The organism is Pelovirga sp. (assembly GCF_059864205.1).
The window spans coordinates 1-21626 of record NZ_JCBCBS010000084.1 but is presented as its reverse complement, the minus strand read 5'-3'; the positions used below and the strand labels follow the sequence as shown (position 1 = coordinate 21626).

Sequence of the window (21626 nt, the reverse complement as noted above, 5' to 3'; positions counted from 1 at the left end):
ATAAACAACTTCACTTGTTGATTACTAATGACCCAATCTGTCTGCATTGTGCAGACAATCTGCAACGGGAGATATTTACCTTGACTGAAACAGAAAAAAAACAGGACTTCACCGATCGCATATGGGATTTTTTCTGCTCCCTGAAGCTGACCATTATCCTGCTGCTACTGCTGTCGGTAACCTCAATTATTGGCACGATTATTCCGCAGAATTCCTCTGCGGCGGAATACATCCGCCTTTATGGCCAATCAAACTATGAACTCTTCACCAGACTTCAATTCACGGAGATGTACAGTTCCACCTGGTTTATTGCTTTGCTGGCGCTGTTCTGCGTTAACCTTATCTGCTGCTCGATCAAACATTTTCCCCGCACCTGGAAGTTCTTTAAGGAGCCGGCCCGTATTGCCACCCCCGGACTGTTGAAAAATTCCAGCAACAAGCTGGAAATCAGTATTAAAGAAAGCCCGGAAGTTGTCCTTGATCGCGTCAAAAATACCCTCGACAAAAATTTTGCCAAAGCGTTCCGTACTGATGCTGACGGCAAAATCTACCTGTTTGCCCAAAAAGGAATCTACTCCCGCCTGGGTTCCTACATGACCCACATTTCCATCATTATCGTGATGGTCGGTGCCATCATCGGCAATCTGTTTGGTTTTAAAGCCTACGTCACCATCCCTGAAGGGGGCTCAATTACCCACGTCACCACCCGTGACGGCAGCCGAAACATTGATCTCGGCTTTGAGGTACGTTGCGACAATTTTGATGTCAAATTCTACCCCAACACCAGACGTCCAATGGAATATGCCAGTGATCTGGTTGTGCTACGAGATGGTATCGAGGTCTACGAAAAAAGAATTGTCGTCAACGATCCGCTGTTTTTCGATGGCATTATCTTCTATCAGTCAAGCTACGGCCCGGCCGGAGACGCGATCATCACATTTAACGTAACCGACAACCGAAGCGGTGAAATTCGTGAATTTAGCGCTCCTCTGAATAATCGCGTTCAACTACCTGACGGCTTTAGTGCTATTGTCACTGACTATACTGACGATGACCGTAATTTCGGCCCGGCTATGCGTCTGCATGTCATCAACCCGGATGGAGCGCGCCAGAATCCAATCGTCGTCTGGCAAAACTTTCCAGAATTTGATGTCCGGCGCGGTGATAATTTCAGCTTTGCCATGCTCGGCTTCAATCAACCCTACTTCACCGGCCTGCAGGTGGCTAAAGACCCCGGTGTTAATATTGTCTGGGCCGGCTGTATTTTGATGATCATTGGTCCTTTTATTGCCTTCTTTATGTCCCACAAGCGAATCTGGGCCTGCATTGAACAGGACGGCAACACCACCAAGGTTCAATTGGCCGGCAACGCCCATCGTAATCAGCCGGGATTTGCCCTGGCTTTTGATGATCTGATGCAAAAAGTTGAAATTGCCGTTAAAAACGAATCCCCTACGAAGGAGGGATAACCTATGAATAGTGGACTGCTCTTTAATTTGACGACCATCGCGTATTTTTCCTCAATGGTTCTGTATATCGCTTTTATTGCCACCAAAAGCAACAAGGTCGCAACCACAGCAACCCTGGCGGCGCTGGCCGGCTTTATCATCCAGACCGCTGCGCTGGGAATGCGCTGGTACGAATCCTACGCGATTCTTGGCAGCGAGCATGGACGTGCACCCTTAACCAACCTCTATGAGTCAGTGGTCTTTTTTGCCTGGTCGATCGTAGGCGTCTATCTGATCATGGAATTGAAGTATTTTAAAAAACACCGCGCCGTTGGCGCCTTTGTTCTGCCCATCGCCCTGTTTTCCATGCTCTGGGGACAGATGAGCCTGAACAAATCGATTGATCCGCTGGTACCGGCACTGCAGAGCAATTGGCTGACCTATCACGTTATCACCTGCTTTATCGGTTATGCCGGTTTTGCCATCGCTTTTGGTATCTCGATCATGTACCTGCTGAAAATCGGCAAGGAAGAGAAACATCAGGGGCCTGATCCCATGGGTGGTGTTCTTGGCATGTTCCCACCCACCAGGGTGCTGGACGACATTAACTACAAAGCCATTATGATTGGCTTTCCAATGCTGACCCTCGGCATCATCACCGGCGCCGCCTGGGCTTATTATGCCTGGGGAACCTACTGGAGCTGGGACCCGAAGGAGACCTGGAGCCTGATCGTCTGGTTTATCTATGCAGCCTTTCTCCATGCCCGTTTTACCCGCGGCTGGGCCGGCCGCAAAGCGGCCTGGTTGTCGATCTTCGGCTTTGGCGCCACCGTATTCTGCTATCTGGGAGTCAACCTGGTACTGTCCGGTCTGCATTCCTACGGCGGTGGCTGATCGGCCGGCAGAATATACACTGACCAACAAGAAAGGGCGCCTCGACATGGGGCGCCCTTTTTATCTATCTGCCATCCTGAAGGATAGCGGCAGCTACAATGTTGGACCGATCTACCTTTTTCGGGTCGGCATCCCAGTGGGTGGCCTTGTCATCGAAACTCATCTGCAACAGTTTTCGGCGATATACTAAGGTACCGGTAGCGCATCACAATCGGCAGAAATCCAATGCGATGTTTCTGCCATGCGCATTTCAACCCGGCCATCTTCCGGCAATTCAATCCCTGGCAGGTCAACATTTTCAAGATAGCGACCTTTGCCGACAAACACCGAACGCATGTGCTCTGCACTGAGGATCCGCAACTCCCCATCAAAATCACCACTGAATCCCTCTGCGTCATCACAACGCCCGTTAAGACGCACCATAGAACCATCCGTGCGCACTATTTCAAAACGGCACTCCGGCATTTCCTCATTGACACGCTGCAAATAGGCGTGCGGATCGGTAATAATCGCTATATCGTCGGCACTGATGCACTGATAATCCCGATGAATGTCCGCCATCGTCCCCCATGCCGCCTCCACCGCTGCCCGGTATTCCGGCGGCAACTCTTCCAGCATCTGCTGCTGCGCAGCACGCAAGGCATCCTGCATGTTTACATCATTTATTGTCGTTGTTGACTCAATCATCCACAGACCCGGTTGTGGAGATGGAATGTCTCTTTGCGCCAGAACCATGAACGGCGTCAGGATAGCGAACAGCAGCATCAGGAAAAAATGGGGAAAGGATCGATTCATGAGCGACTCCGGCAGTTATTGGACACAGATTCATGCAAAATATCTTTAATGACAGCCTAAGGCTTGAGCATCTTTAACAGACTCGACAGATACCTGCAACATCAATATAATGGCCAATTCATGTATGCTTTTTGTATCTGTTCAGCACCGGATCGGGGGTCCTATGTCAAGGGACGCGATTGTTTCCCGTTGGGTCATCCATGACCGCTTGTTGTCGCCATCCATGGCGACAAACACTCTTGTCACAGGCGCCCCGACCCTGCGCAAGGGCATAGCTGAACAGATACGCTTTTTTTGTAATCCCTTTGCCGACAGGAGTCTATCATGAACAGTCAGATTGCCACAGCGATCTCCCTTCCCCACCAGCCGGTTGCCATCCTCTGGAGCGATGAAAAACCCGAAGGAGCGCAAATGTTCAAGGATAAATCCTGGAGCTGCAGCCTGTGGCTGACGGCGGCAGCGGCCAAGGGAAAGGTTACCGCCTGCAGTCGCGATGCTTTCGGCTGTTTCGGCGGCGGCACCGGCTTTGGCTTCGGCGACCAGTATCGTAATTTCCCCGGCGGGACAGAAGGATTCTGCCGCTTCCTTTCCTCCGGCAACGCCGGCCACCCCGACGGGGAAGAGGTCGCCAGGGCGCTCAAGGCTTTTACTGATGAACATTTTATCGAGGAGTACCTGCAGGGGGAACGTTATCTGAAAAACCCGGAGGCAGTGCGTGATTTTATCGATGATCTGCCGATGCGTGATATTCCCACCCAATATGTCGTATTCAAACCCCTAAGTGAGATTGATCCGCAGCAGGAGGAACCGATTGTTGTGGTGTTCTTCTGTGATCCCGACCGGTTTTCTGCCCTTGGTGTGCTGGCCAACTACAGCTTTGAAGGCAATGACAATGTCATCTTCCCCTTTGCTGCCGGTTGTCAGGCGGTCGGCCTCTATGCTTATGATGAAGAGGAAAAAGACCGCCCCAAAGCGGTAGCCGGCCTGATGGACTTGTCGGCGCGCCTCTACCTGCGCAATCACTTCGGCGAAAATGTCATGAGCATGTCGATCCCCTGGTCCATGTTTCAAACCATGGAGGAGAATGTCATCGGGTCTTTTCTTGAGCGCCACACCTGGAACAAGCTGCTGCAGAGCAAAACAGCCTGAACACTCGAATCTTACTCAACCGGCTTGTACCAGACGTTCATACTCTCCAGCCCGCCGGAAATCTGGGTATTCTGCACCAGGGTGCCGCCGTACCGATAACCGCTTTTGGCAAAGGCGATATTCATGCCGAAGGAGGTGGCACGGGCAATAGTGTAACAGGTTTGAACCCTTGCCTGCGCCATCAGGGTTTCCAGTTTGGCTAACAGCAGATGCGCCAGTCCCTCTCCCCGGCAGGCGGGAGCGGTGGCAAAATCGGTCATTTCGGCATGGGAGGCGGCTTTGTCAACCTCGGCTGATGCCAGAGCAATCAGTTCCTCTCCCTTCCAGATACCGGCGTAGGTCACATTGTCAGCCATTGTCTCGGCCAGATAAACCGGGTCATGAATCGGAAACGGGTAGCTGGAAAAAACCCGCTGATAGAGGTCGGCCATGGCGGTACAATCATCAGGGTCTGCCAACCGGCATTGATTGGCTGCGCCTTCCGGCAAATGGACGGGAGCAAGAGAACCAGACTTTCTCCGGGCAGCATTCAACACCTTAACTACGCGTTCGGAGTCTGGATCCTGTTGACGTTCAGCCTGAGGATAACTGGCCAGAAACAACCCATCAATTTCGCCCTGATAGAAACCCGGCACCTGTGCTTCAACACAATAACCAGCTTCAAGAAAAGGATCTTTACTGGTTGCAGGAATTTTAGCGAATACCTTGGAATAGTTGTGCTGATCGACCAGCTCATTAATGTACTCAAGCACTCCAACCACATCGTCCTGCTGCAGTTTCATCAGATAAACCCGATCATTTTCCGGACCATGCTGCAATATGGAGGATCTAAAGGATTCAACACGATCAACTGTCATCACGTCGCTCCATACGTTCGTTACCGGCCGGAGTCAAGCTGATGGTTTCATCATAATCACACAGCAGCTGTTCAATCCCGGTGGCATTGTAGTTATCGTCGGCACCCTCCAGATTCAGTTGCAGATCGCAGATCCTGCACTGACGATCGCAGAACTTGGCTTTATAGCTTTCAGGTTCGGCATAGGTGGTGATCACCCCTTCGTAGTTGCGCAGCACGACCTTATTGGTTGACAAAGAAATCAGGTAGTTCGGCGTCAAGGGAATTTTACCGCCACCGCCTGGAGCATCAACCACATAGGTCGGCACGGAAAAACCACTGGTATGGCCAATCAAGCCTTCCATAATCTCGATCCCCTTACCCACCGGGGTACGGAAATGGGACAGTCCTTCAGACAGATCGCACTGATAGAGATAATAGGGACGGACGCGGTTCTCCACCAATTTGTGCACCAGCGACTTAACAATCCGCACGCAGTCATTTACCCCGGCCAGCAGCACCGTCTGATTACCCAAAGGGATACCGGCATCAGCCAGTCTTCTTAGCGCCTGCTTCGATGAACTGGTAAGCTCTCGTGGGTGATTAAAGTGGGTATTGAGCCACAGGGGGTGATGTTTTTTTAGCATGTCGACCAGATCGTCAGTAATCCGATAGGGGAGAACTACCGGCATACGTGAACCAATACGGATCACTTGAACGTGCTTGATCTGGCGCAGTTCGGTCAAAATCCAATCGAGATACTGATCAGAAAGCATCAGGGGATCGCCGCCGGAGAGCAGCACATCACGCACCTCGGTAGCACCGCGGATATAATCAAGGCCGGCACGGACCTGATTCCGATCGGGGATAGAATCAGTGTCGCCGACCTTACGTTTGCGCGTACAGTGGCGACAGTACATGGAGCAGACATTGCTGACATGGAATAACACCCGGTCGGGATAACGATGGGTGATGCCCGGTGCCGGACTGTCACGATCTTCCGCCAGCGGATCACTCATGTCGCATTTCTCAATTTCCAACTCTTTAGGATCAGGGAACGCCTGGCGAAAAATCGGATCATTGCGAAAATCATCAGCATCAATCAAGGACAGGTAGTAAGGCGTGATCGACAGGGGGAATTTTCGCAGAGTTAGGCCAATTTTGCGCCGCTCCACATCTTCAAGCTCAATCCCGAGAAGTTTCTCAAAGGTGTCGACGCGGTTGATGGAATTGCGCAGTTGCCAGTGCCAGTCAGTCCATTTGGATTGGTTGACATGATAGTCGCTTAAGTCTGCTGCGATTTTTTGTTGATTACTCGAGTAAATGCCCATAATAAAAGCCTTTTTCTCCTTTTTTTCCGTTCGAATCTAACGTTGGTAAAAATGGGATAAAGAATCACCACCTGAAGGTGAGATCCTGTGTCATACCATTAAAGTATAATTATTTAAGATGTCAGAGATAAACTAATAAAGTGGGGTAAACAGGAGTTTTTGAGTTCTGCTCAAAAGTTTCGAATGTAAAAAAATAAATACTAACCATTTATTATAATTTCCGATGATCTTGTTAGAAGCATCGATTTATTATCGAAGGAATTTACTATTCTTAAAGTCACCAACAAACCATAACAAAGAATCTTTCACGAGGCAAGGAACAATCTGTGGCATTTTTATGCAAAATCACCCTGCACTCACCCTGGTCAGCGCTGATTGTTTTATTGTAACTGTTCAGCACCGGATCGGGGCTCCTATGTCAAGGGACGCTTGTCGCCATGGACGGCGACATCCCATCTGCGCCCACCCAACCTGATCAATCCCAAGCTGATTTATTGGCCGCAGCCAATCCTTAGAGGTTTTTTATGCCTGTTATTCTGATCAGTTTTGCCTTTGCCTTCGGTTTACTTTTAAGTCGCTTGGGGCTACCTCCCATGGTGACAAGGGCAATAAAAAAACCCCGAAAGCTGTCATAACAGCCCTCGGGGGAGGGGGGGGTATTGCATTACCGCTGCGGAAAGCCTGTTAACGCGGAGCACCACTGGCGTGGGCTTTTGTTGCATGACCAGAACCGGTTTGGGGAGTGTACGATTTTCCCGCTAGCGGACGGCCACTGCGACGCTGGCTCTTGGCAGGCTGGCGACTGGAGGGCGCTGCCCCGCCACCGCGCACAGGACGCCGCGCTGGTGAGTCAACGGCCGAAGCGACCAGCTTCAAACCGGCCTCCTGCTCCTGCAAGGGAATCCGGCGCTGTAACAGGGTTTCAATATCGTGCAGCTGCTTGCGTTCTTCACTGCAGACAAAGGAAATAGCATTGCCGGTATTGCCGGCACGGCCGGTGCGACCGATGCGGTGGACATAATCTTCAGGAACGTTGGGCATTTCATAGTTGACGACAAAGGGCAGTTGCTCAATATCGAGACCTCGCGCAGCAATGTCGGTAGCCACCAGCACCCGCACCCTGCCCTGCTTGAAATCGGCCAGCGCTTTGGTTCTGGCACCCTGGCTCTTGTTGCCGTGGATCGCCGTCGTCGTGATACCGTCCTTGTCAAGCTGACTAGCCAGGCGATTGGCGCCATGCTTGGTGCGGGTAAAGACCAACACCTGCTGCCAGTTACTGCCGGAAATCAGATGGGAAAGCAGAGCGCGCTTGAACCCCTTATCAATCCGGTACATCACCTGATCGACCTGCTCGGCAGCGGTGTTCCGCCGCGCCACCTCAATCATCTCCGGAGCCTTCAAAAAACCGTCAGCCAGGCGCTTGATATCATTGGAAAAGGTCGCCGAAAACAGCATATTCTGGCGATTGCGCGGCAGCAGGCCGAGAATTTTACGGATATCATGAATAAAGCCCATGTCGAGCATGCGATCGGCTTCATCCAGCACCAACATTTCAACCTGTGACAGATCGATGGTTTTCTGACCAACATGGTCAAGCAGACGTCCCGGAGTAGCCACGACAATATCAACCCCTTTACGCAAGGCATTGATCTGCGGACGAATATTGACGCCACCAAAAACCACCGTCGAGCGCAGCGGCAGATACTTGCCGTACAAGCGAAAGCTCGCTTCAACCTGGGCCGCCAGTTCGCGGGTCGGGGTGAGAATCAGAGCACGAATCGCGCTACTGCTCTGGGATGTTTTTTCACTCAAGCGGTGCAGCACCGGCAGGGCAAAACCAGCGGTTTTACCGGTTCCGGTCTGGGCGCCGGCAAGCAGATCGCCGCCTTGCAGGACCACCGGGATCGCCTTGGCCTGAATCGGTGAGGGTTGGCTGTAGCCTGCTTCAGATACAGCACGGAGGAGTTCGGCCCGCAGACCGAGTTGTTCAAACGACATAAATATTTTTCTCCAAAAATGGAACCGGCCCATCCCTAAGCGCTATGGCATAAGGAACGGTCAACAGGCAGGAATCTCTAAAATGAGGGTCTAAGGGGGAGATATGCGAGGGTAAAACGCAAAAAACTATCCGATGGACACAAAATGACGCGGACCGAAGGCGTCAAGGATCATTTAAAATAGCAGATACTCCGACGCCTGTCCACAACAATCACACCTGCTGTCGGTATATTTACACCATTAACCCTTTTTCAAGCCTGCAAGAAAAACGAACAACATCGGCCGTAGCAACAATCTTGCCATTCCAGGGACCACTCTCTTTGCCGTGGAAAAAAACGACTTGCTTGTTTTTTGTCATAAGCTAATCCCGCGCAACAATTTACAGATCCGGATATTCCACCAACTCCCCGGGAGAGGTGGTAATCACCGTTTTGCCATCCCGATATCTTAGTCCATCGGGGAGCAGCGGCACCTTCCCCTTGCCGCCGGGCAGGTCAACAACAAAATGAGGGCACGCCATGCCCGACACCGGGCCGCGTAGGGCACGGATAATGTCCAGACCGGTCTGTAGCGGTGTACGAAAATGGGCCGTACCTTCCACCAGATCCATCTGATGCAGATAGTAGGGGCGCACGCGGATTTTCAGCAGACCGCGCAGCAGTTCGATCATGGTTGCGACGTCATCGTTCACCCCGTGCAACAGCACCGTCTGATTACCGAGAACAATACCCTGGTCCGCAAGCAGAGCGCAGGCGGCGGCGGAAGCCGGCGTCAGCTCGCGCGGGTGATTAAAATGGGTATTGAGATAAAGCGGGGTATATTTCTTGAGGATTTGACACAGCGCCGGGGTAATACGCTCGGGCAGGGTCACCGGCACCCGACTACCAATGCGGATGATCTCGACATGGGAAATAGCACGTATCCGCACCAGCAGATCTTCAAGGACGCTGTCAGGCAGAATCAGCGGATCACCACCGGAGAGAATCACATCGCGTATACGTTCATCAGCGGCAACATAGTCGATCCCTTCACGCTGCTCACGAAAACTGACGGCATGGTCACTGCTGCCAACCTTGCGCTTGCGCGTGCAGAAGCGGCAGTACCCGGCGCAATTGTTGGACACCAGCAGAATCACCCGGTCAGGATAGCGGTGGATGATGGCCGGCACGGGAGAATAATGCGCTTCGGCCAGCGGGTCAGCATAGCCACCCGCTTGCAACTCGCGCACATCGGGAACGCACTGGCTCCAGAGCGGATCTCCAACCGCACCGATCAGATCAAAATACCCGGGGGTAATTTTCAGCGGATAGCGCGCCGCCACCTCCCGCAACGGTTCCGGATCGATCCCGAACCGTTGTGCCAGCTCATCGACCGTCGTGACACTTTCTTTGAGGCGCTGCTGCCACAACTCCAGCGCCATCAGACGGCTCCAATCGGATCATGACGAGCACACTCAGGCAGAGTCCGGGCTTTCATGTCAAGGGCGTCTGTCGCCATGGACGGCGACAGTCGAACGGCCATGGATGGCGCATAGTGTCCCCTGGAATGAAAGTTTCGACTCTGCCTACCTGAAACATCATTCATCAGGCGATGCTTCCAGCGACCCGCCAAGATTTTTCACCATATCCTGCAGCTGGCGATTCTGGCGGGTCAACTGATCAATACGCAGATTGCAATCGGTGACAACCGCATTGAGTTCTTCCAGCAGCCGATCCTGATAGCTCAAGCGGACTTCAAGTTCATCCAGACGTTCATTGACATTGTGCGGCATCTTTTGCTCCTTGAGTACGAAAGTTATTGTTATAGCCTTCCGAACAAAATATGCCAACAGCCTGCTTCACTTTTATCCACACAACAAGAGCCGGTACCATTTCAATTATTGGAAAAAAATGGTACCGGCGTTGTTTACTGCTGTTTGCTGCTAGTGTCTTTTTCAGCGTTTTTGCTACTTCACTTCATACTGAAATTCAAACTGTCGCGCTTTATTATCCTGCAGCTGGGTTCCCACCTGCAGGGTATAGGTGCCTTTTTCACGCAACTCAACATCACCACCAAAAGCTCCATCCATCCCTGACAGCGAGATGGCCGGCAAGGTTTGTCCACCTGGCGCAACAATGCGCACAGCGACCCGACCGGAGTCGAGCGCCTTCATCGTAGCAGCGTCTTCAAAAGCAACCATCAGGTGATGGGTCTGCTTCATTCCGGCGGCAGCCATGGCCTCACTGGTATCACTGATGTGCGCCATGGCCTTGACCCCATCCCGAGCCTGGGTGCCGAGCATGATCATGTCATCAGTCATCTCCATCCCCATATGGCCACCACTGTGTCCAGCTTCAGATGTTTTTTTCATCTGATGGGCGTCATGCCCCGATGCCGCCGGAGCGCTGCTGCCGTGGCCACTGTGGCCGCTGTGGCGCATGGCTAGAGAGATTCCAGCGGTGAGGAACAGCAGCAGCAAAGCCAGGGCAATCGTCATTTTTGTCATTTTTTTCATGTTGTTTCTCCTTGGTTGAGAGGTTCTGGTGAATTTACCTTCACAGGTGTTGTTAATTCCTCATCCGGAACCGTCGGCACCGGACTGGGGTCCAGGGAACGGGAGCGCCAGAGGTAAAAGAATACCGGGTAGAGCAATAGTTCGAGGAGCAGGGATGTCACCGTGCCACCAATCATCGGCGCGGCGATACGCTTCATCACATCGGAACCGATACCGCTACTCCACATAATCGGCATCAGGCCGGCGATAATAGTCACCACCGTCATCACCTTGGGACGGATACGCCGCACCGCCCCGTAGTGAATCGCCTGGATCAAATCACCGCGGGTACGCATCCGCCCCTCCTCGCTCCAGCGTTTATGCGCCAGATCAAGATAGAGCAGCATCACCACGCCGGTTTCCGCATCCAGCCCCGCCAGGGCGATGAGGCCGACCCAGACGCCGATGGACAGGTTGTAATCAAGCAGGTAGAGCAGCCAGAAGGCACCGATCAGGGAAAAGGGCACGGCGGAAAAAACGATGGCGGTGCGCACCAGGGATTTGGTGCTGATATAAATCAGGACGAAAATCACCAGAATCGTCATGGGGATGATCACCAGCAGTCGCTCGCGCGTCGATTCGATATACTCATACTGACCGCTCCAGACCACGTTGTAGCCCGGCGGCAAGGAAACATGTTCGATGACGGCATTGCGGGCAGCCGCGACATAGTTGCCGATATCACTGGTAGCAAGATCAACATAAACCCAGACCGTACGTCGGGCGTTCTCGCTCTTGATACTGTCGGGAGCCTGACGCACCACCAGATTGGCAAGCTGCGTCAGAGGGATATGGCGCCCCCCCGGAGCGGGTACCAGGACTCGCTTCAGACTATCGGCATCATCCCGGAAATCACGATCGTAACGCACATTAATGGAATAGCGCTCCAGCCCTTCCACCGTTTCGGCAATCTTCATACCGCCGATGGCGGTCTGCACCACCTCGGTAATATCGCCGATATTGATGCCGTAACGGGCAGCGGCCGCGCGGTCAATATCAACGTCGAGAAAGAACCCACCGACGGCCCGTTCAGCAATGGCTGATCTGGTTCCGGGCAGATCACGCACCACCGCTTCGATTTCTTCTGCCAGGCGGCTTAAAATATTCAGGTCATCCCCCATGACCTTGATACCAACCGGGGTCTTGATGCCGGTGGACAGCATATCGATGCGGGTTTTGATCGGCATGGTCCAGGAGTTGGTCAAGCCGGGAAAGCGCACTGCCCGATTAAGCTCGTCGGTCAGTTGCTCGATAGTCATCTGTTTCGCTTCGGGGAACACCCGGCGCAATGGTTTTTTGATGAAAGCTAAAGCATCAGGCCAGTGGCTGTAAAACCTGTCGGTCGGCAGATAGCGCCACTCATCCCGGGGTTTGAGCATGATGGTGGTTTCAACCATCATCATCGGTGCCGGATCGGTGGCGGTCTCAGCCCGGCCGATCTTGCCGAAAACCCGCTCCACCTCAGGGAAAGAGGCGATAATTTTATCCGTCTGCTGCAACAGTTCCTTGGCCTTGGTCACCGAGATGCCGGGCAGGGTGGTAGGCATGTAGAGCAGATCCCCCTCATACAACGGCGGCATGAATTCAGTACCAAGGCGGCTTAGAGGATAGGCCGTCGACAACAGCAGCAGCAACGTGACAAAGAGGACGGTCTTGCGGCGCTTAAGGACGACATCCACCAGGGGATGATAGATGCGGATCAGTCCACGATTGACGGGGTTGGCTGTCTCCCCACGAATCCGGCCACGAATGAAAAAACTCATCAGTACCGGCACCAGGGTAATCGACAGCAGGGCGGCGGCGGCCATGGCGTAGGTCTTGGTATAGGCCAGAGGCTTGAACATGCGTCCGGCCTGTTCTTGAAGAGTGAACACCGGCGCAAAAGAAACAGTAATTACCAGCAGGGCAAAAAAGATGGTCGGGCCGACCTCTTTGGCCGCCTCCACAATGATCGATTTTCGATTGGCATTGGCCGGGGCAAATTCCAGTTTTTTATGGGCATTTTCCACCATGATGATGGCCGAATCGACCATGGTTCCAAGGGCAATGGCGATACCGCCGAGACTCATGATGTTGAAACTGATCCCCTGCAGATACATGATGATGAACGACATCAGGATCGCTATCGGCAGCGCCAGGATAACGACAAAGGCGCTGGGCAGATGGAACAGGAAAAGAATAATCACCAGAGCCACAACAATGCTCTCTTCGATCAGCTTGTGCTGCAGGTTCTTGACCGCTCCGGTGATCAGTTCACTGCGATCGTAGGTCGGAACAATCTCCACCCCTTCGGGCAAGCCTTTTTTCAGTTCCTCCAGTTTCTGTTTAACCCGCTCGATGGTTTTCAGGGCATTCTCCCCCGAGCGCATGACAATAATACCGCCGGCAACCTCCCCTTCACCGTCAAGCTCAGCGATGCCGCGGCGCATCTCGGAACCGATGCGCACCTGAGCCACATCCCCCACCCTGATCGGCGCACCTCCCGGAGTCGCCATCACCACCACGTTGGCCAGATCTTCCACCGAGCGAATATAGCCACCGGTAGTGCGTACCATGAATTCCGTTTCCCCCATCTCAATGGCGCCGCCGCCGACATCCAGATTGGCGTTGCGGATGGCCATCATCAGTTCGGTCACGGGAATATTGTAGGCAAGCAGCCGGTTGGGATCGACGGCCACCTGATATTGCTTGACGAAACCACCGAGGCCGGCAACCTCTGAGACCCCTTCCACCGAAGACAGTTCATAGCGCAAAAACCAGTCCTGCAGACTGCGCAGCTCTTGGAGATCGTGACGATCGGAGGTCAGGGCATACTGATAAACCCAACCAACGCCGCTGGCATCGGGACCAAGGGTCGGATTGACTCCTCCAGGCAAGCGGCCCGAAACCGAGTTGAGATATTCCAGCACGCGCGAACGCGCCCAGTAGAGATCGGTTCCATCCTCAAAAATGACATAGACAAAGGAATAGCCAAAGAAGGAATAACCGCGCACCGTCTTGGCTCCCGGGACCGCCAGCATCTGGGTGGTCAGGGGGTAGGTGACCTGATCTTCCACCACCTGGGGGGCCTGCCCGGGGTACTCGGTAAAGACAATCACCTGGACATCGGACAGATCAGGGATGGCATCAATGGGGGTGTTGCGCAAGGCAAACAGCCCACCCGCCACCAGAAAAGCGGTGGTCAGGATCACCAGGAAACGATTGCGGAACGACCATTCAATGATGTGGGATAACATCGTAATAACCTTTCAGTACCTTAAGGGTCAATGACCACTGTGATCGTTGAACAAATCGTCAACGGAAACATCCTGGCCGGTGACCGCGCGCATCTTGTCAATGGCCTCACGCAAACGGCTTTCCGAATCAAACATGAACTGGGCGCTGACCACCACCTGCTCTCCCTCATTGAGGCCGTGAACCTCAACCAACCCGTTACTACCGCGCAAACCCACGTGGACTGGACGGGGATCAAACTTGCCCTCGCCGAGGGCAACAAACACCCGCTGCTGCTGACCGGAATCAAGCACCGCTTCACTGGGCACCAACAGGGCATCAGTGACGCTGCGTCCCTCAAGGCGCACCGTAACAAACATGTCGGGGCGCAGCTGGCGATCCGTGTTGGGCAGTTCAATACGTGCCTTAACCGTACGGGTCATGCCATCGGCGTAGGGATAAATCAGATCGACCTTGCCGGGGATGGTCTTGCCCAATTGGGTAATCTCCACCTCGGCCGCCATCCCTCCAGCAATCCAGGGCAATTCGTACTCGTAAATATCGGCATAGACCCAGATACGCGAGAGATCGACAAGCTGGTACAGTTCCATCCCGGCAGCGATAAACATCCCCTGATTGACCATTTTTTCCGTCACGACGCCACTAAACGGTGCATACAGAGGCAGGGTGCGCTGCACCTTTTTGGACTGGCGCAACCCCTCGATATCTTTCGCAGAGATATCCCAATAGCGCAGCCGGGTTTCTGCCGCAGCCAGTAATTTTTCAGCGCTGTCCGCGACGCCGGCAATGGAGCTCTGTTGCAGGCGCTCATAATTTCGCAGCGCCATGAGGTACTCTTCCTGGGCGCTGACCAGATCTGGACTATAGATGGTCAGCAGCAACTGCCCTTTTTTGACCTCCTGGCCGGCCTGATTGACATGCAACCCCTCGACCCAGCCGGAAATCTTGCTGTTGACGGATGTCCGAGCAGTCTCTTCATAACCGACGATACCAACGGTGCGGATGTTGCGACTCAGATTGCCGCGCGTGACTTGAGCCAGACGCACCCCCATGTTCTGCACCACCACCGGGTCGATTTCGATGGTGCTGCCGGTACCGCCGCTCTCGAATTGATCGTAGGGCACCAGATCCATGCCACAGATCGGGCACTGCCCCGGCTCATCGGAGGTGATAAAGGGGTGCATCGGGCTGATATATTTTGGCGTTTCAGCAGCCACATAAGCAGCGCCCAGCAATAAAATCGTCAGTAGTAACAAAAGTATTTTTTTCATCGGCCAATCCATCAATGTTAAGTTTCAGGTATCTGTTCAGCACCGGATCGGGAATCCTATGCCAAGGGACGCTTTTCGTCATCCATGACCGCTTGTTGTCGCCGTCCATGGCGACAAACACCCTTGCCACAGGACACCCGACCCTGCGCAAGGATATTGCTGAATAATTACAGTTTCAGCTAGTTAAAGAACTCATTATCAGGGAGTCGGGATGCTTGAACACAGCGGGGAACTGTTTGAGGCGTCAGCCGAGTTTTGCCCGCAAGAGAAAGCATTCCGACTCCCTGATTTTCCCGAGACCACACCATCACAGCTCCCCACCAACCAGTGTCCGCAATTGCGCCAGAGACATGTGATAATCCGCCAGCATCTTGTGATAGTCGATTTGATAGCCGAACAACCCCATCTGTTGATCCAGCACCATAGGAAACTCAAGTTTTCCCACCTGATAGGCAGAGACTGAAGCTTCCAGTGACTGTTCGGCCTGAGGGATGATCGCTTCACGGTAAAGGATCACCTGCCCGGAGCGCAGCTCCAGCTCAGCCAGGCGCTGGGTAATCCCCCCCTCGATGGCATTGTGCACAGCGCGCAGTTCGTTGGTCACCATAGCGCTCTCGCTTGCGGCCTCATGAACCATGGCACGACGCTTAGCGCGCTGAACCGGCAGATTGAAGGAAAGGGTCAGGGCGTACATATCTTCCCCCTCCACATCTCCCATGCCGGACCGCAGCCGATCACGCTGCATGTACTCAAAACTGATAGTGACATCGGGGTAAAAATCGAGCTTTGCCAGTCGTTGATTAGCCAGACTCTTTTCGTGCTGGGCCGCAAGGCTGTGCAGCAGCGGCCGCTGGGAGAGGGCCTGCTGACGCAGGGCTTCCGGTTCGAGACTGGGCTCAACCAGGGTCAGCTCCGGCATGGTGCCGACGCTTGTCACCTGGGGCCTGGCCAGCAACTCGTTGAGCAGTGCCTGCTGGATCTGGCGCTGCTGCTTTTGCACCAGGAGCATTTCCTGCATTTTTGAGCGCTGCACCTGGGCCGCCAGAATCTCCTGCATCGATCCTCGCCCCACGGCATAACGGGTTTCAGCAAGAGCGATCAGATCATCCAGTAACTGCAAATTCTCTTCGGTCAGGCCGATGCTCTTATCCACGGCATAAATACGATAGCCGGTTTCCCGAACCATTTGTGCCAGTTCCAGCTTGCGCTCATCGATGAGCCAGCGTGCAGCTTGCGCCTCACTATATGCCGCAGCAGTTTTAGCCCCACGCTTACCCCGGTAAGGAATCATCTGGGAAATGCCGATGACCTTCTGGGTCATGGGATCCTCACGAAAATTGAAGGGGTCGCTTACCAGGGCATTTTGAATCCCGAGCATCAGCATCGGGTCTTCCAGGGAGCCGGCGGCTTCCGCTCGCTGCCGCAGCATCTGCCAGCGAGCATCAGAAACCGCAACTTCCGGATTCCTGGTCAACGCCTGGGCAACCAATGCTTCAAGGTTTTCCTCAGCCGCAACAGCATGGCCTCCCAGCAGCCACACCAAGGCAAAAAAACCAAAAAAAATAATTTTCACACGAACCTCCGACACCAGCAGAATGGATCGACAGTAACTATCTTCGAAAAGACACCTACAACTTGTGTGCCAAAACTATTTTAGCTTATTTTTCAGTTGTTTAGTTTTCTCAAGAGAAGCAAAGAAGGAGGGCTGCAGACTATTCTACAGTGGGCAGTTGAATAGTCTGCAATTAGGCGGGGGATTTCATCTCATATTTTTCTAACCGATAGAGCAAAACGTGACGCGGGATCTGCAACAACTCAGCGGCACGGGTCTGGTTGCCGCTGCTGAGTTCCAAAGCCTGACGGATGGCTGATTTTTCCAGCTCCTCCAAAGAATAACCTGTCGCCGGCAGCACGAAGCCGGCCTCATCAGCAGAACCATCGCCGGAGCGCTTTTCCTGATCTGCTTTGCCGCGCAGGTTTGCCGCCAGGTCAGCCAACTCTACCGCATCGCCGTTGCACAAAATCGCCAGGCGCTGCATTAAGTTCTTCAGCTCTCTGACGTTACCTGGCCACGAATACTGTTGCAATGCGGCGATAACATCATCCTTCATGCCCAGCTGCCGTTCTTCAGCATATTGCCGCAGAAAATGACGGGCCAACAACGGGATTTCCTCGCGGCGCTGACGCAAGGGGGGAACTTCGAGGGGAATAACCGCCAGCCGGTAGTAAAGATCCTCGCGAAACTTACCCTGACGAATCTCATCTTCCAGATTCAGGTTGGTAGCGGCCACCACCCGCACATCGACAGAGCGCGTCTGCCCGCCGACCGGTTCAATTTCTCCCAGCTGCAACGCCCTCAGCAGCTTCGGCTGTTGATCGATGGGCAATTCACCGATTTCATCAAGGAACAGGGTGCCGCCATCGGCCTGTTCGAATTTCCCCTTACGATCTTTGAGCGCTCCGGTAAAAGATCCTTTCAGATGACCGAACAATTCACTTTCGATCAACCCTTGCGGAATTGCTGCACAGTTCAGAGCAACAAAGGGCTGACCAGCCCGTGCACTTTTGTCGTGAACGCGCCGAGCCAGCAGCTCTTTGCCAGAGCCACTTTCTCCCGTCAGCAAGACCGGAACCTCAGATGTTGCCACCCGATCCAGGGTAGCAATCAGCTTTTGCATCACAGGGGCAGCAGTGATGATGTCAAAACTTTCACCCTGGGCAAGTTTTTTTCGCAGTTCTTTGTTTTCCCGCTGCAAGCCGCCGTAGGACAAGGCCCGCTCCACCGCAAGACGCAGAGCGTCACGGGAAAAGGGCTTGACCAGATAATCGTGAGCGCCAAGCTGCATAGCTTCCACCGCACTCTCGACGCTGCCGAAAGCGGTTACCATGATCACCAGAATATCGGGGTAATCCCGTCGCACATGGGTCAAGAGTTCAAACCCGCCCATCCGCTCCATCTTCAGGTCGGTGACGATCAAGCGCGGTGGTTCCTTGCGTACCGCCACCAGGGCCTCGTCACCATCGCCGGCAACGCTCACTTTGTACCCCGCCTGCTGCAGGGTATATTCCATCATCCGCCGCAAGGAATCATCGTCATCGACGACCAGAATCTTTTCAGCCATTTATGAATTCTCCTGATACAAAACTTCATTTCCTGAAGAATAACTGATTGTTCCAATTCTCTCAAACAAAGACTACTTTCTGCCAACTACTGTTGAATATTCTACAGCAAGATTTAACCAACACCTTTCCTGCCCATTGGGGACATCGTATTTGTCTGTATTTTCATCATATTAGCAACGCAAAAAATTTGGCATGACTTATGCTATTACAATAACACAAAGGATCGCAAGTTCCGACAAAGCCCCTGCGGGGCAAAAGTCTGGAATCACCAAAAACCTGGCTTATATCGCAAAGTCATTGAACCGAAAGGAGATACAACAATGAAACATTGGAGAACGTTGCTGGTAATAGGCGGAATTTTACTGACATTAGTGGTATCAGGAATGCTGGTTGCCTGTACCGGCACCCAGAAGCATCAGATGCACAACGAAACCGGGGCAATGGACCACAGTATGATGGATCGGGGTGGTATGGACCACAGTACGATGGATCAGGGTGGCATGGACCACAGTATGATGGGTAAGCAAGGAATGAATCACGACATGATGGGGCAGGAAGGAATGAATCACACCATGGATTCAGGCCCGGCCGATGACACCTACGACCTGCGCTTTATTGACGGCATGATCGTTCATCATCAAGGTGCTGTGGAGATGGCTGAAGAAGCCCGATTAAAGTCGCAACGGCGAGAAATCCTCGCTCTTGCTGATGCGATCATTGCTGCCCAGGCGGAGGAGATTGACCTGATGAACCGCTGGAGGAGTACATGGTATCCTCAAATTGGCGAGGAATTGGTGATGTACGACCATGCCACCGGCTCAGTGGTTCCCATGTCAGCAGCTCAGATTGCCGCGATGAAAATGAGTGGTGACCTCGGTGCCGGGGATGATGCCTTTGACTTGCGCTTCATCGAGGCCATGATCCCCCATCACCAGGGCGCTGTTGATATGGCCCATGATGCCCTGGCCAAATCACAGCGGCCAGAGATAAAGGCATTGGCTGACGAAATCATCCAAACCCAACAGGTGGAAATTGACCTGATGATGTCCTGGAAAGAGCGCTGGTATGGCGAAGAAGACCACGAAGCTCATCATTAGTTCACAGTTCACAGGGCTCCCGGCTGGTGCTATGATGCCGCTCACCTCATCCGCATCATTCACCAGCCGGGAGCCGCCATGGCAACATCCTTGTTTGCCCGTTATCGACGACGCTTTATCATTACGTTACTGATCAGCGCTCATCTGGTTGGCTTTGTTTCCTCCCTCGACGCCCTCATGTCCACTCGCACCGCCCCCGGCACCGTAGCCTGGATCGTTACCCTCAATACCGTCCCCTATGTGACAGTGCCGGCTTACTGGGTTTTTGGCCGGACCAAATTTCAGGGGTATGTCATCGGTCGGCGCCAAGGGGATTCCCTGCTGCATCACAAACTGGACAACAAAATGTCCAAAATTTACCCGCATCGGGTTGAACTCCCCCCCGGTGAACGCCATGTAGCCGCCATCGAACGCTTGGCCAAGATGCCCATGGTCGGCGGTAACCGGGTTGAATTGCTCATCGATGGCGACCGCACCTTTGCGAGCATTATGGAAGGGATCGCAGCAGCCCGGGATTATGTGCTGGTACAATTCTATATCGTTCGTGATGATGAGCTAGGGCGCCACCTGCAGGGGTTGTTGCAGGAAAAAGCCCGTCAGGGGGTACGGGTTTTCTTTCTCTACGATGAGATCGGCAGCTACCGTCTGCCTGCGCGTTTCCTTTCCGAGATGACGGCAGCGGGGGTTGAGGTTCACCGTTTTCACTCAACCCGCGGCTCAGGCAACCGTTTTCAGCTCAATTTTCGCAATCACCGTAAAATCGTCGTTGTTGATGGCCACCAGGGATGGGTCGGTGGGCTCAATGTCGGCGATGAATATCTTGGTCGTGACCAGCGCTTCGGTGCCTGGCGCGACACCCATCTGAAAATCGCAGGTCCGGCAACCCTGTGTCTGCAACTGTCCTTTGTCGAGGACTGGCACTGGGCGACAGAAGAAACCTTAAGCTTCAACTGGGTTCCGGAACCGGAGCCTGAGGATCTGCCGGTATTGATCCTGCCGAGTGGCCCGGCGGACAGTTTTGAAACCGCGAGTCTGATGGTACAGAACGCCATCAGCGCCGCCCGTCAGCGCCTGTGGATTTCAAGCCCCTATTTCGTTCCCGATGAAGGGGTGCTGGCGACCCTGAAACTAGCCGCCATGCGGGGTGTCGATGTGCGCATCCTGATCCCGGAGAGGCCGGACAACATCCTTACCTACTTTGCCGCCTATGCCTTTGTTGCCCCCCTGCTCGAAGCCGGAGTACAGATTCACCGCTACCAGGCGGGTTTCCTCCATGCCAAAACCATCCTTGTCGATGACCTCGCCGCGGCCGTAGGTACCGTGAATCTGGACAATCGCTCCTTCCGCCTCAATTTTGAAATTACCGCCTGGATTCTCGATGAAGATTTTGCCGGGCAGGTAGAAAGGATGTTTAACAAGGATTTCTCCCTGTCGCGGGAAATGACTGTAACAGAAGTTGCAAGCAAGCCCCTGTGGTTCAGAGCGGCATCAAGGGCAGCCTATCTGGCAGCACCGGTGCTGTAAACCTGCACCTCCACCCCCCTAGCAAACAGCCGTATGCGGCAACAGTTGATGCAATTTCACCACCTCGCCAAAAACCAGTAGTGCCGGCCGGTTAGCGCCTTTACTGTCCTCAGCCAAGCCCTCGAGGTGGTGATGATGGTCTGCTGTCCGGGACGAGTGGCATTGGACACAATGGCCACCGGCATCTCGCCAGGCAAACCTTCCTTAAGAGCCTGTTCCCTGATTTCCGCCGCAAAGCTCAACCCCATCTGCACAACGGTAGTATGATGCGGAATCCGTAACAATAGTAACCAGTCGATATTGAGCAAGCTGCCGGCCAGATGGGCAGAGACAACGGAAAGATTGGTGGCATAACCCCGGGCCGTCAGGGGAATACCCACCGCCGCCGGACCTG

At 53.6% G+C, this 21626-nt stretch carries 19 protein-coding genes; 6 read left to right on the top strand and 13 right to left on the bottom strand.

The features are described 5' to 3' along the window. Nucleotides 1-80 precede the first annotated feature (80 nt). Nucleotides 81-1469, top strand: coding sequence for a cytochrome c biogenesis ResB family protein (gene resB, locus AC6F7T_RS05575; RefSeq protein ID WP_500717012.1), 1389 nt, complete (start codon nucleotides 81-83; stop codon nucleotides 1467-1469). 3 nt (nucleotides 1470-1472) lie between these two features. Next, nucleotides 1473-2342 (top strand): c-type cytochrome biogenesis protein CcsB, encoded by an 870-nt coding sequence (gene ccsB / locus AC6F7T_RS05570; protein ID WP_500717011.1) that lies wholly within the window; start codon nucleotides 1473-1475, stop codon nucleotides 2340-2342. 186 nt (nucleotides 2343-2528) lie between these two features. On the opposite strand, the gene AC6F7T_RS05565 is transcribed toward ccsB, so the two are convergent. Beyond that, nucleotides 2529-3137: a DUF3617 family protein gene (locus tag AC6F7T_RS05565; protein ID WP_500717010.1), complete on the bottom strand. Its 609-nt coding sequence runs from the start codon at nucleotides 3135-3137 to the stop codon at nucleotides 2529-2531. A 163-nt stretch (nucleotides 3138-3300) separates the two neighbouring features. On the opposite strand from AC6F7T_RS05565, the gene AC6F7T_RS05560 reads away from it, so the two are divergent. Further along, nucleotides 3301-3465 carry a hypothetical protein gene (locus AC6F7T_RS05560; protein ID WP_500717009.1) on the top strand — a complete coding sequence of 55 codons (165 nt, stop codon included), beginning with the start codon at nucleotides 3301-3303 and terminating at the stop codon, nucleotides 3463-3465. After that, the gene (locus tag AC6F7T_RS05555) at nucleotides 3462-4286 is read left to right on the top strand and encodes a DUF169 domain-containing protein (RefSeq protein WP_500717008.1); all 825 of its coding nucleotides are present in this window, start codon (nucleotides 3462-3464) and stop codon (nucleotides 4284-4286) included. The genes AC6F7T_RS05560 and AC6F7T_RS05555 overlap by 4 nt, the downstream gene beginning before the upstream one ends. Nucleotides 4287-4297: 11 nt before the next feature. Here the strand turns inward: AC6F7T_RS05555 and ablB are convergent, their stop codons facing one another. The 11 genes from ablB to AC6F7T_RS05500 all read right to left on the bottom strand — a co-directional run bounded on the left by ablB (nucleotide 4298) and on the right by AC6F7T_RS05500 (nucleotide 18610). Then, entirely contained in the window at nucleotides 4298-5143 is an 846-nt protein-coding gene (gene ablB, locus AC6F7T_RS05550; RefSeq protein ID WP_500717007.1) for a putative beta-lysine N-acetyltransferase, read from the bottom strand. Beyond that, complete coding sequence (gene kamA / locus AC6F7T_RS05545; protein WP_500717006.1) at nucleotides 5133-6452, bottom strand: lysine 2,3-aminomutase; 1320 nt, start codon at nucleotides 6450-6452, stop codon at nucleotides 5133-5135. Before kamA ends, ablB begins: the two co-directional genes overlap by 11 nt. Before the next feature lie 684 nt (nucleotides 6453-7136). Further along, complete coding sequence (locus AC6F7T_RS05540; RefSeq protein ID WP_500717005.1) at nucleotides 7137-8450, bottom strand: DEAD/DEAH box helicase; 1314 nt, start codon at nucleotides 8448-8450, stop codon at nucleotides 7137-7139. Between the two features lie 232 nt (nucleotides 8451-8682). Beyond that, nucleotides 8683-8808 carry a hypothetical protein gene (locus tag AC6F7T_RS05535; protein ID WP_500717004.1) on the bottom strand — a complete coding sequence of 42 codons (126 nt, stop codon included), beginning with the start codon at nucleotides 8806-8808 and terminating at the stop codon, nucleotides 8683-8685. Between the two features lie 21 nt (nucleotides 8809-8829). Then, on the bottom strand, nucleotides 8830-9870 hold the full coding sequence (locus AC6F7T_RS05530) for a KamA family radical SAM protein (RefSeq protein ID WP_500717003.1): 1041 nt from the start codon (nucleotides 9868-9870) through the stop codon (nucleotides 8830-8832). Between the two features lie 156 nt (nucleotides 9871-10026). Continuing rightward, on the bottom strand, nucleotides 10027-10221 hold the full coding sequence (locus tag AC6F7T_RS05525) for a SlyX family protein (RefSeq protein WP_500717002.1): 195 nt from the start codon (nucleotides 10219-10221) through the stop codon (nucleotides 10027-10029). Between the two features lie 174 nt (nucleotides 10222-10395). Further along, nucleotides 10396-10944 carry a hypothetical protein gene (locus AC6F7T_RS05520; RefSeq protein ID WP_500717001.1) on the bottom strand — a complete coding sequence of 183 codons (549 nt, stop codon included), beginning with the start codon at nucleotides 10942-10944 and terminating at the stop codon, nucleotides 10396-10398. Then, complete coding sequence (locus tag AC6F7T_RS05515; protein WP_500717000.1) at nucleotides 10941-14219, bottom strand: CusA/CzcA family heavy metal efflux RND transporter; 3279 nt, start codon at nucleotides 14217-14219, stop codon at nucleotides 10941-10943. Before AC6F7T_RS05515 ends, AC6F7T_RS05520 begins: the two co-directional genes overlap by 4 nt. Nucleotides 14220-14246: 27 nt before the next feature. Then, complete coding sequence (locus tag AC6F7T_RS05510; protein WP_500716999.1) at nucleotides 14247-15488, bottom strand: efflux RND transporter periplasmic adaptor subunit; 1242 nt, start codon at nucleotides 15486-15488, stop codon at nucleotides 14247-14249. Between the two features lie 307 nt (nucleotides 15489-15795). Further along, complete coding sequence (locus AC6F7T_RS05505; RefSeq protein ID WP_500716998.1) at nucleotides 15796-17061, bottom strand: TolC family protein; 1266 nt, start codon at nucleotides 17059-17061, stop codon at nucleotides 15796-15798. A 172-nt stretch (nucleotides 17062-17233) separates the two neighbouring features. Further along, complete coding sequence (locus AC6F7T_RS05500) at nucleotides 17234-18610, bottom strand: sigma 54-interacting transcriptional regulator (protein WP_500716997.1); 1377 nt, start codon at nucleotides 18608-18610, stop codon at nucleotides 17234-17236. Nucleotides 18611-18931: 321 nt separating this feature from the next. Here AC6F7T_RS05500 and AC6F7T_RS05495 point away from each other — a divergent pair, with 321 nt between their 5' ends. Next, nucleotides 18932-19708 carry a DUF305 domain-containing protein gene (locus AC6F7T_RS05495; protein ID WP_500716996.1) on the top strand — a complete coding sequence of 259 codons (777 nt, stop codon included), beginning with the start codon at nucleotides 18932-18934 and terminating at the stop codon, nucleotides 19706-19708. 78 nt (nucleotides 19709-19786) lie between these two features. Next, the gene (gene cls, locus AC6F7T_RS05490; protein WP_500716995.1) at nucleotides 19787-21232 is read left to right on the top strand and encodes a cardiolipin synthase; all 1446 of its coding nucleotides are present in this window, start codon (nucleotides 19787-19789) and stop codon (nucleotides 21230-21232) included. Between the two features lie 56 nt (nucleotides 21233-21288). Here the strand turns inward: cls and AC6F7T_RS05485 are convergent. Beyond that, nucleotides 21289-21626: SAM-dependent methyltransferase (locus AC6F7T_RS05485; RefSeq protein WP_500716994.1), on the bottom strand; the 338-nt coding region annotated here is incomplete at its 5' end.

Excerpts from the sequence above, each read along its gene's own strand:
- AC6F7T_RS05500 (WP_500716997.1), bottom strand. The coding sequence starts at position 18,610 with ATGGCTGAAAAGATTCTGGTCGTCGATGACGATGATTCCTTGCGGCGG.
- ablB (WP_500717007.1), bottom strand. The coding sequence starts at position 5,143 with ATGACAGTTGATCGTGTTGAATCCTTTAGATCCTCCATATTGCAGCAT.
- AC6F7T_RS05565 (WP_500717010.1), bottom strand. The coding sequence starts at position 3,137 with ATGAATCGATCCTTTCCCCATTTTTTCCTGATGCTGCTGTTCGCTATC.
- AC6F7T_RS05510 (WP_500716999.1), bottom strand. The coding sequence starts at position 15,488 with ATGAAAAAAATACTTTTGTTACTACTGACGATTTTATTGCTGGGCGCT.
- AC6F7T_RS05515 (WP_500717000.1), bottom strand. The coding sequence starts at position 14,219 with ATGTTATCCCACATCATTGAATGGTCGTTCCGCAATCGTTTCCTGGTG.
- AC6F7T_RS05520 (WP_500717001.1), bottom strand. The coding sequence starts at position 10,944 with ATGAAAAAAATGACAAAAATGACGATTGCCCTGGCTTTGCTGCTGCTG.
- AC6F7T_RS05525 (WP_500717002.1), bottom strand. The coding sequence starts at position 10,221 with ATGCCGCACAATGTCAATGAACGTCTGGATGAACTTGAAGTCCGCTTG.
- AC6F7T_RS05530 (WP_500717003.1), bottom strand. The coding sequence starts at position 9,870 with ATGGCGCTGGAGTTGTGGCAGCAGCGCCTCAAAGAAAGTGTCACGACG.
- kamA (WP_500717006.1), bottom strand. The coding sequence starts at position 6,452 with ATGGGCATTTACTCGAGTAATCAACAAAAAATCGCAGCAGACTTAAGC.
- cls (WP_500716995.1), top strand. The coding sequence starts at position 19,787 with ATGGCAACATCCTTGTTTGCCCGTTATCGACGACGCTTTATCATTACG.
- AC6F7T_RS05495 (WP_500716996.1), top strand. The coding sequence starts at position 18,932 with ATGAAACATTGGAGAACGTTGCTGGTAATAGGCGGAATTTTACTGACA.
- AC6F7T_RS05540 (WP_500717005.1), bottom strand. The coding sequence starts at position 8,450 with ATGTCGTTTGAACAACTCGGTCTGCGGGCCGAACTCCTCCGTGCTGTA.
- AC6F7T_RS05535 (WP_500717004.1), bottom strand. The coding sequence starts at position 8,808 with ATGACAAAAAACAAGCAAGTCGTTTTTTTCCACGGCAAAGAGAGTGGT.
- ccsB (WP_500717011.1), top strand. The coding sequence starts at position 1,473 with ATGAATAGTGGACTGCTCTTTAATTTGACGACCATCGCGTATTTTTCC.
- AC6F7T_RS05560 (WP_500717009.1), top strand. The coding sequence starts at position 3,301 with ATGTCAAGGGACGCGATTGTTTCCCGTTGGGTCATCCATGACCGCTTG.
- AC6F7T_RS05555 (WP_500717008.1), top strand. The coding sequence starts at position 3,462 with ATGAACAGTCAGATTGCCACAGCGATCTCCCTTCCCCACCAGCCGGTT.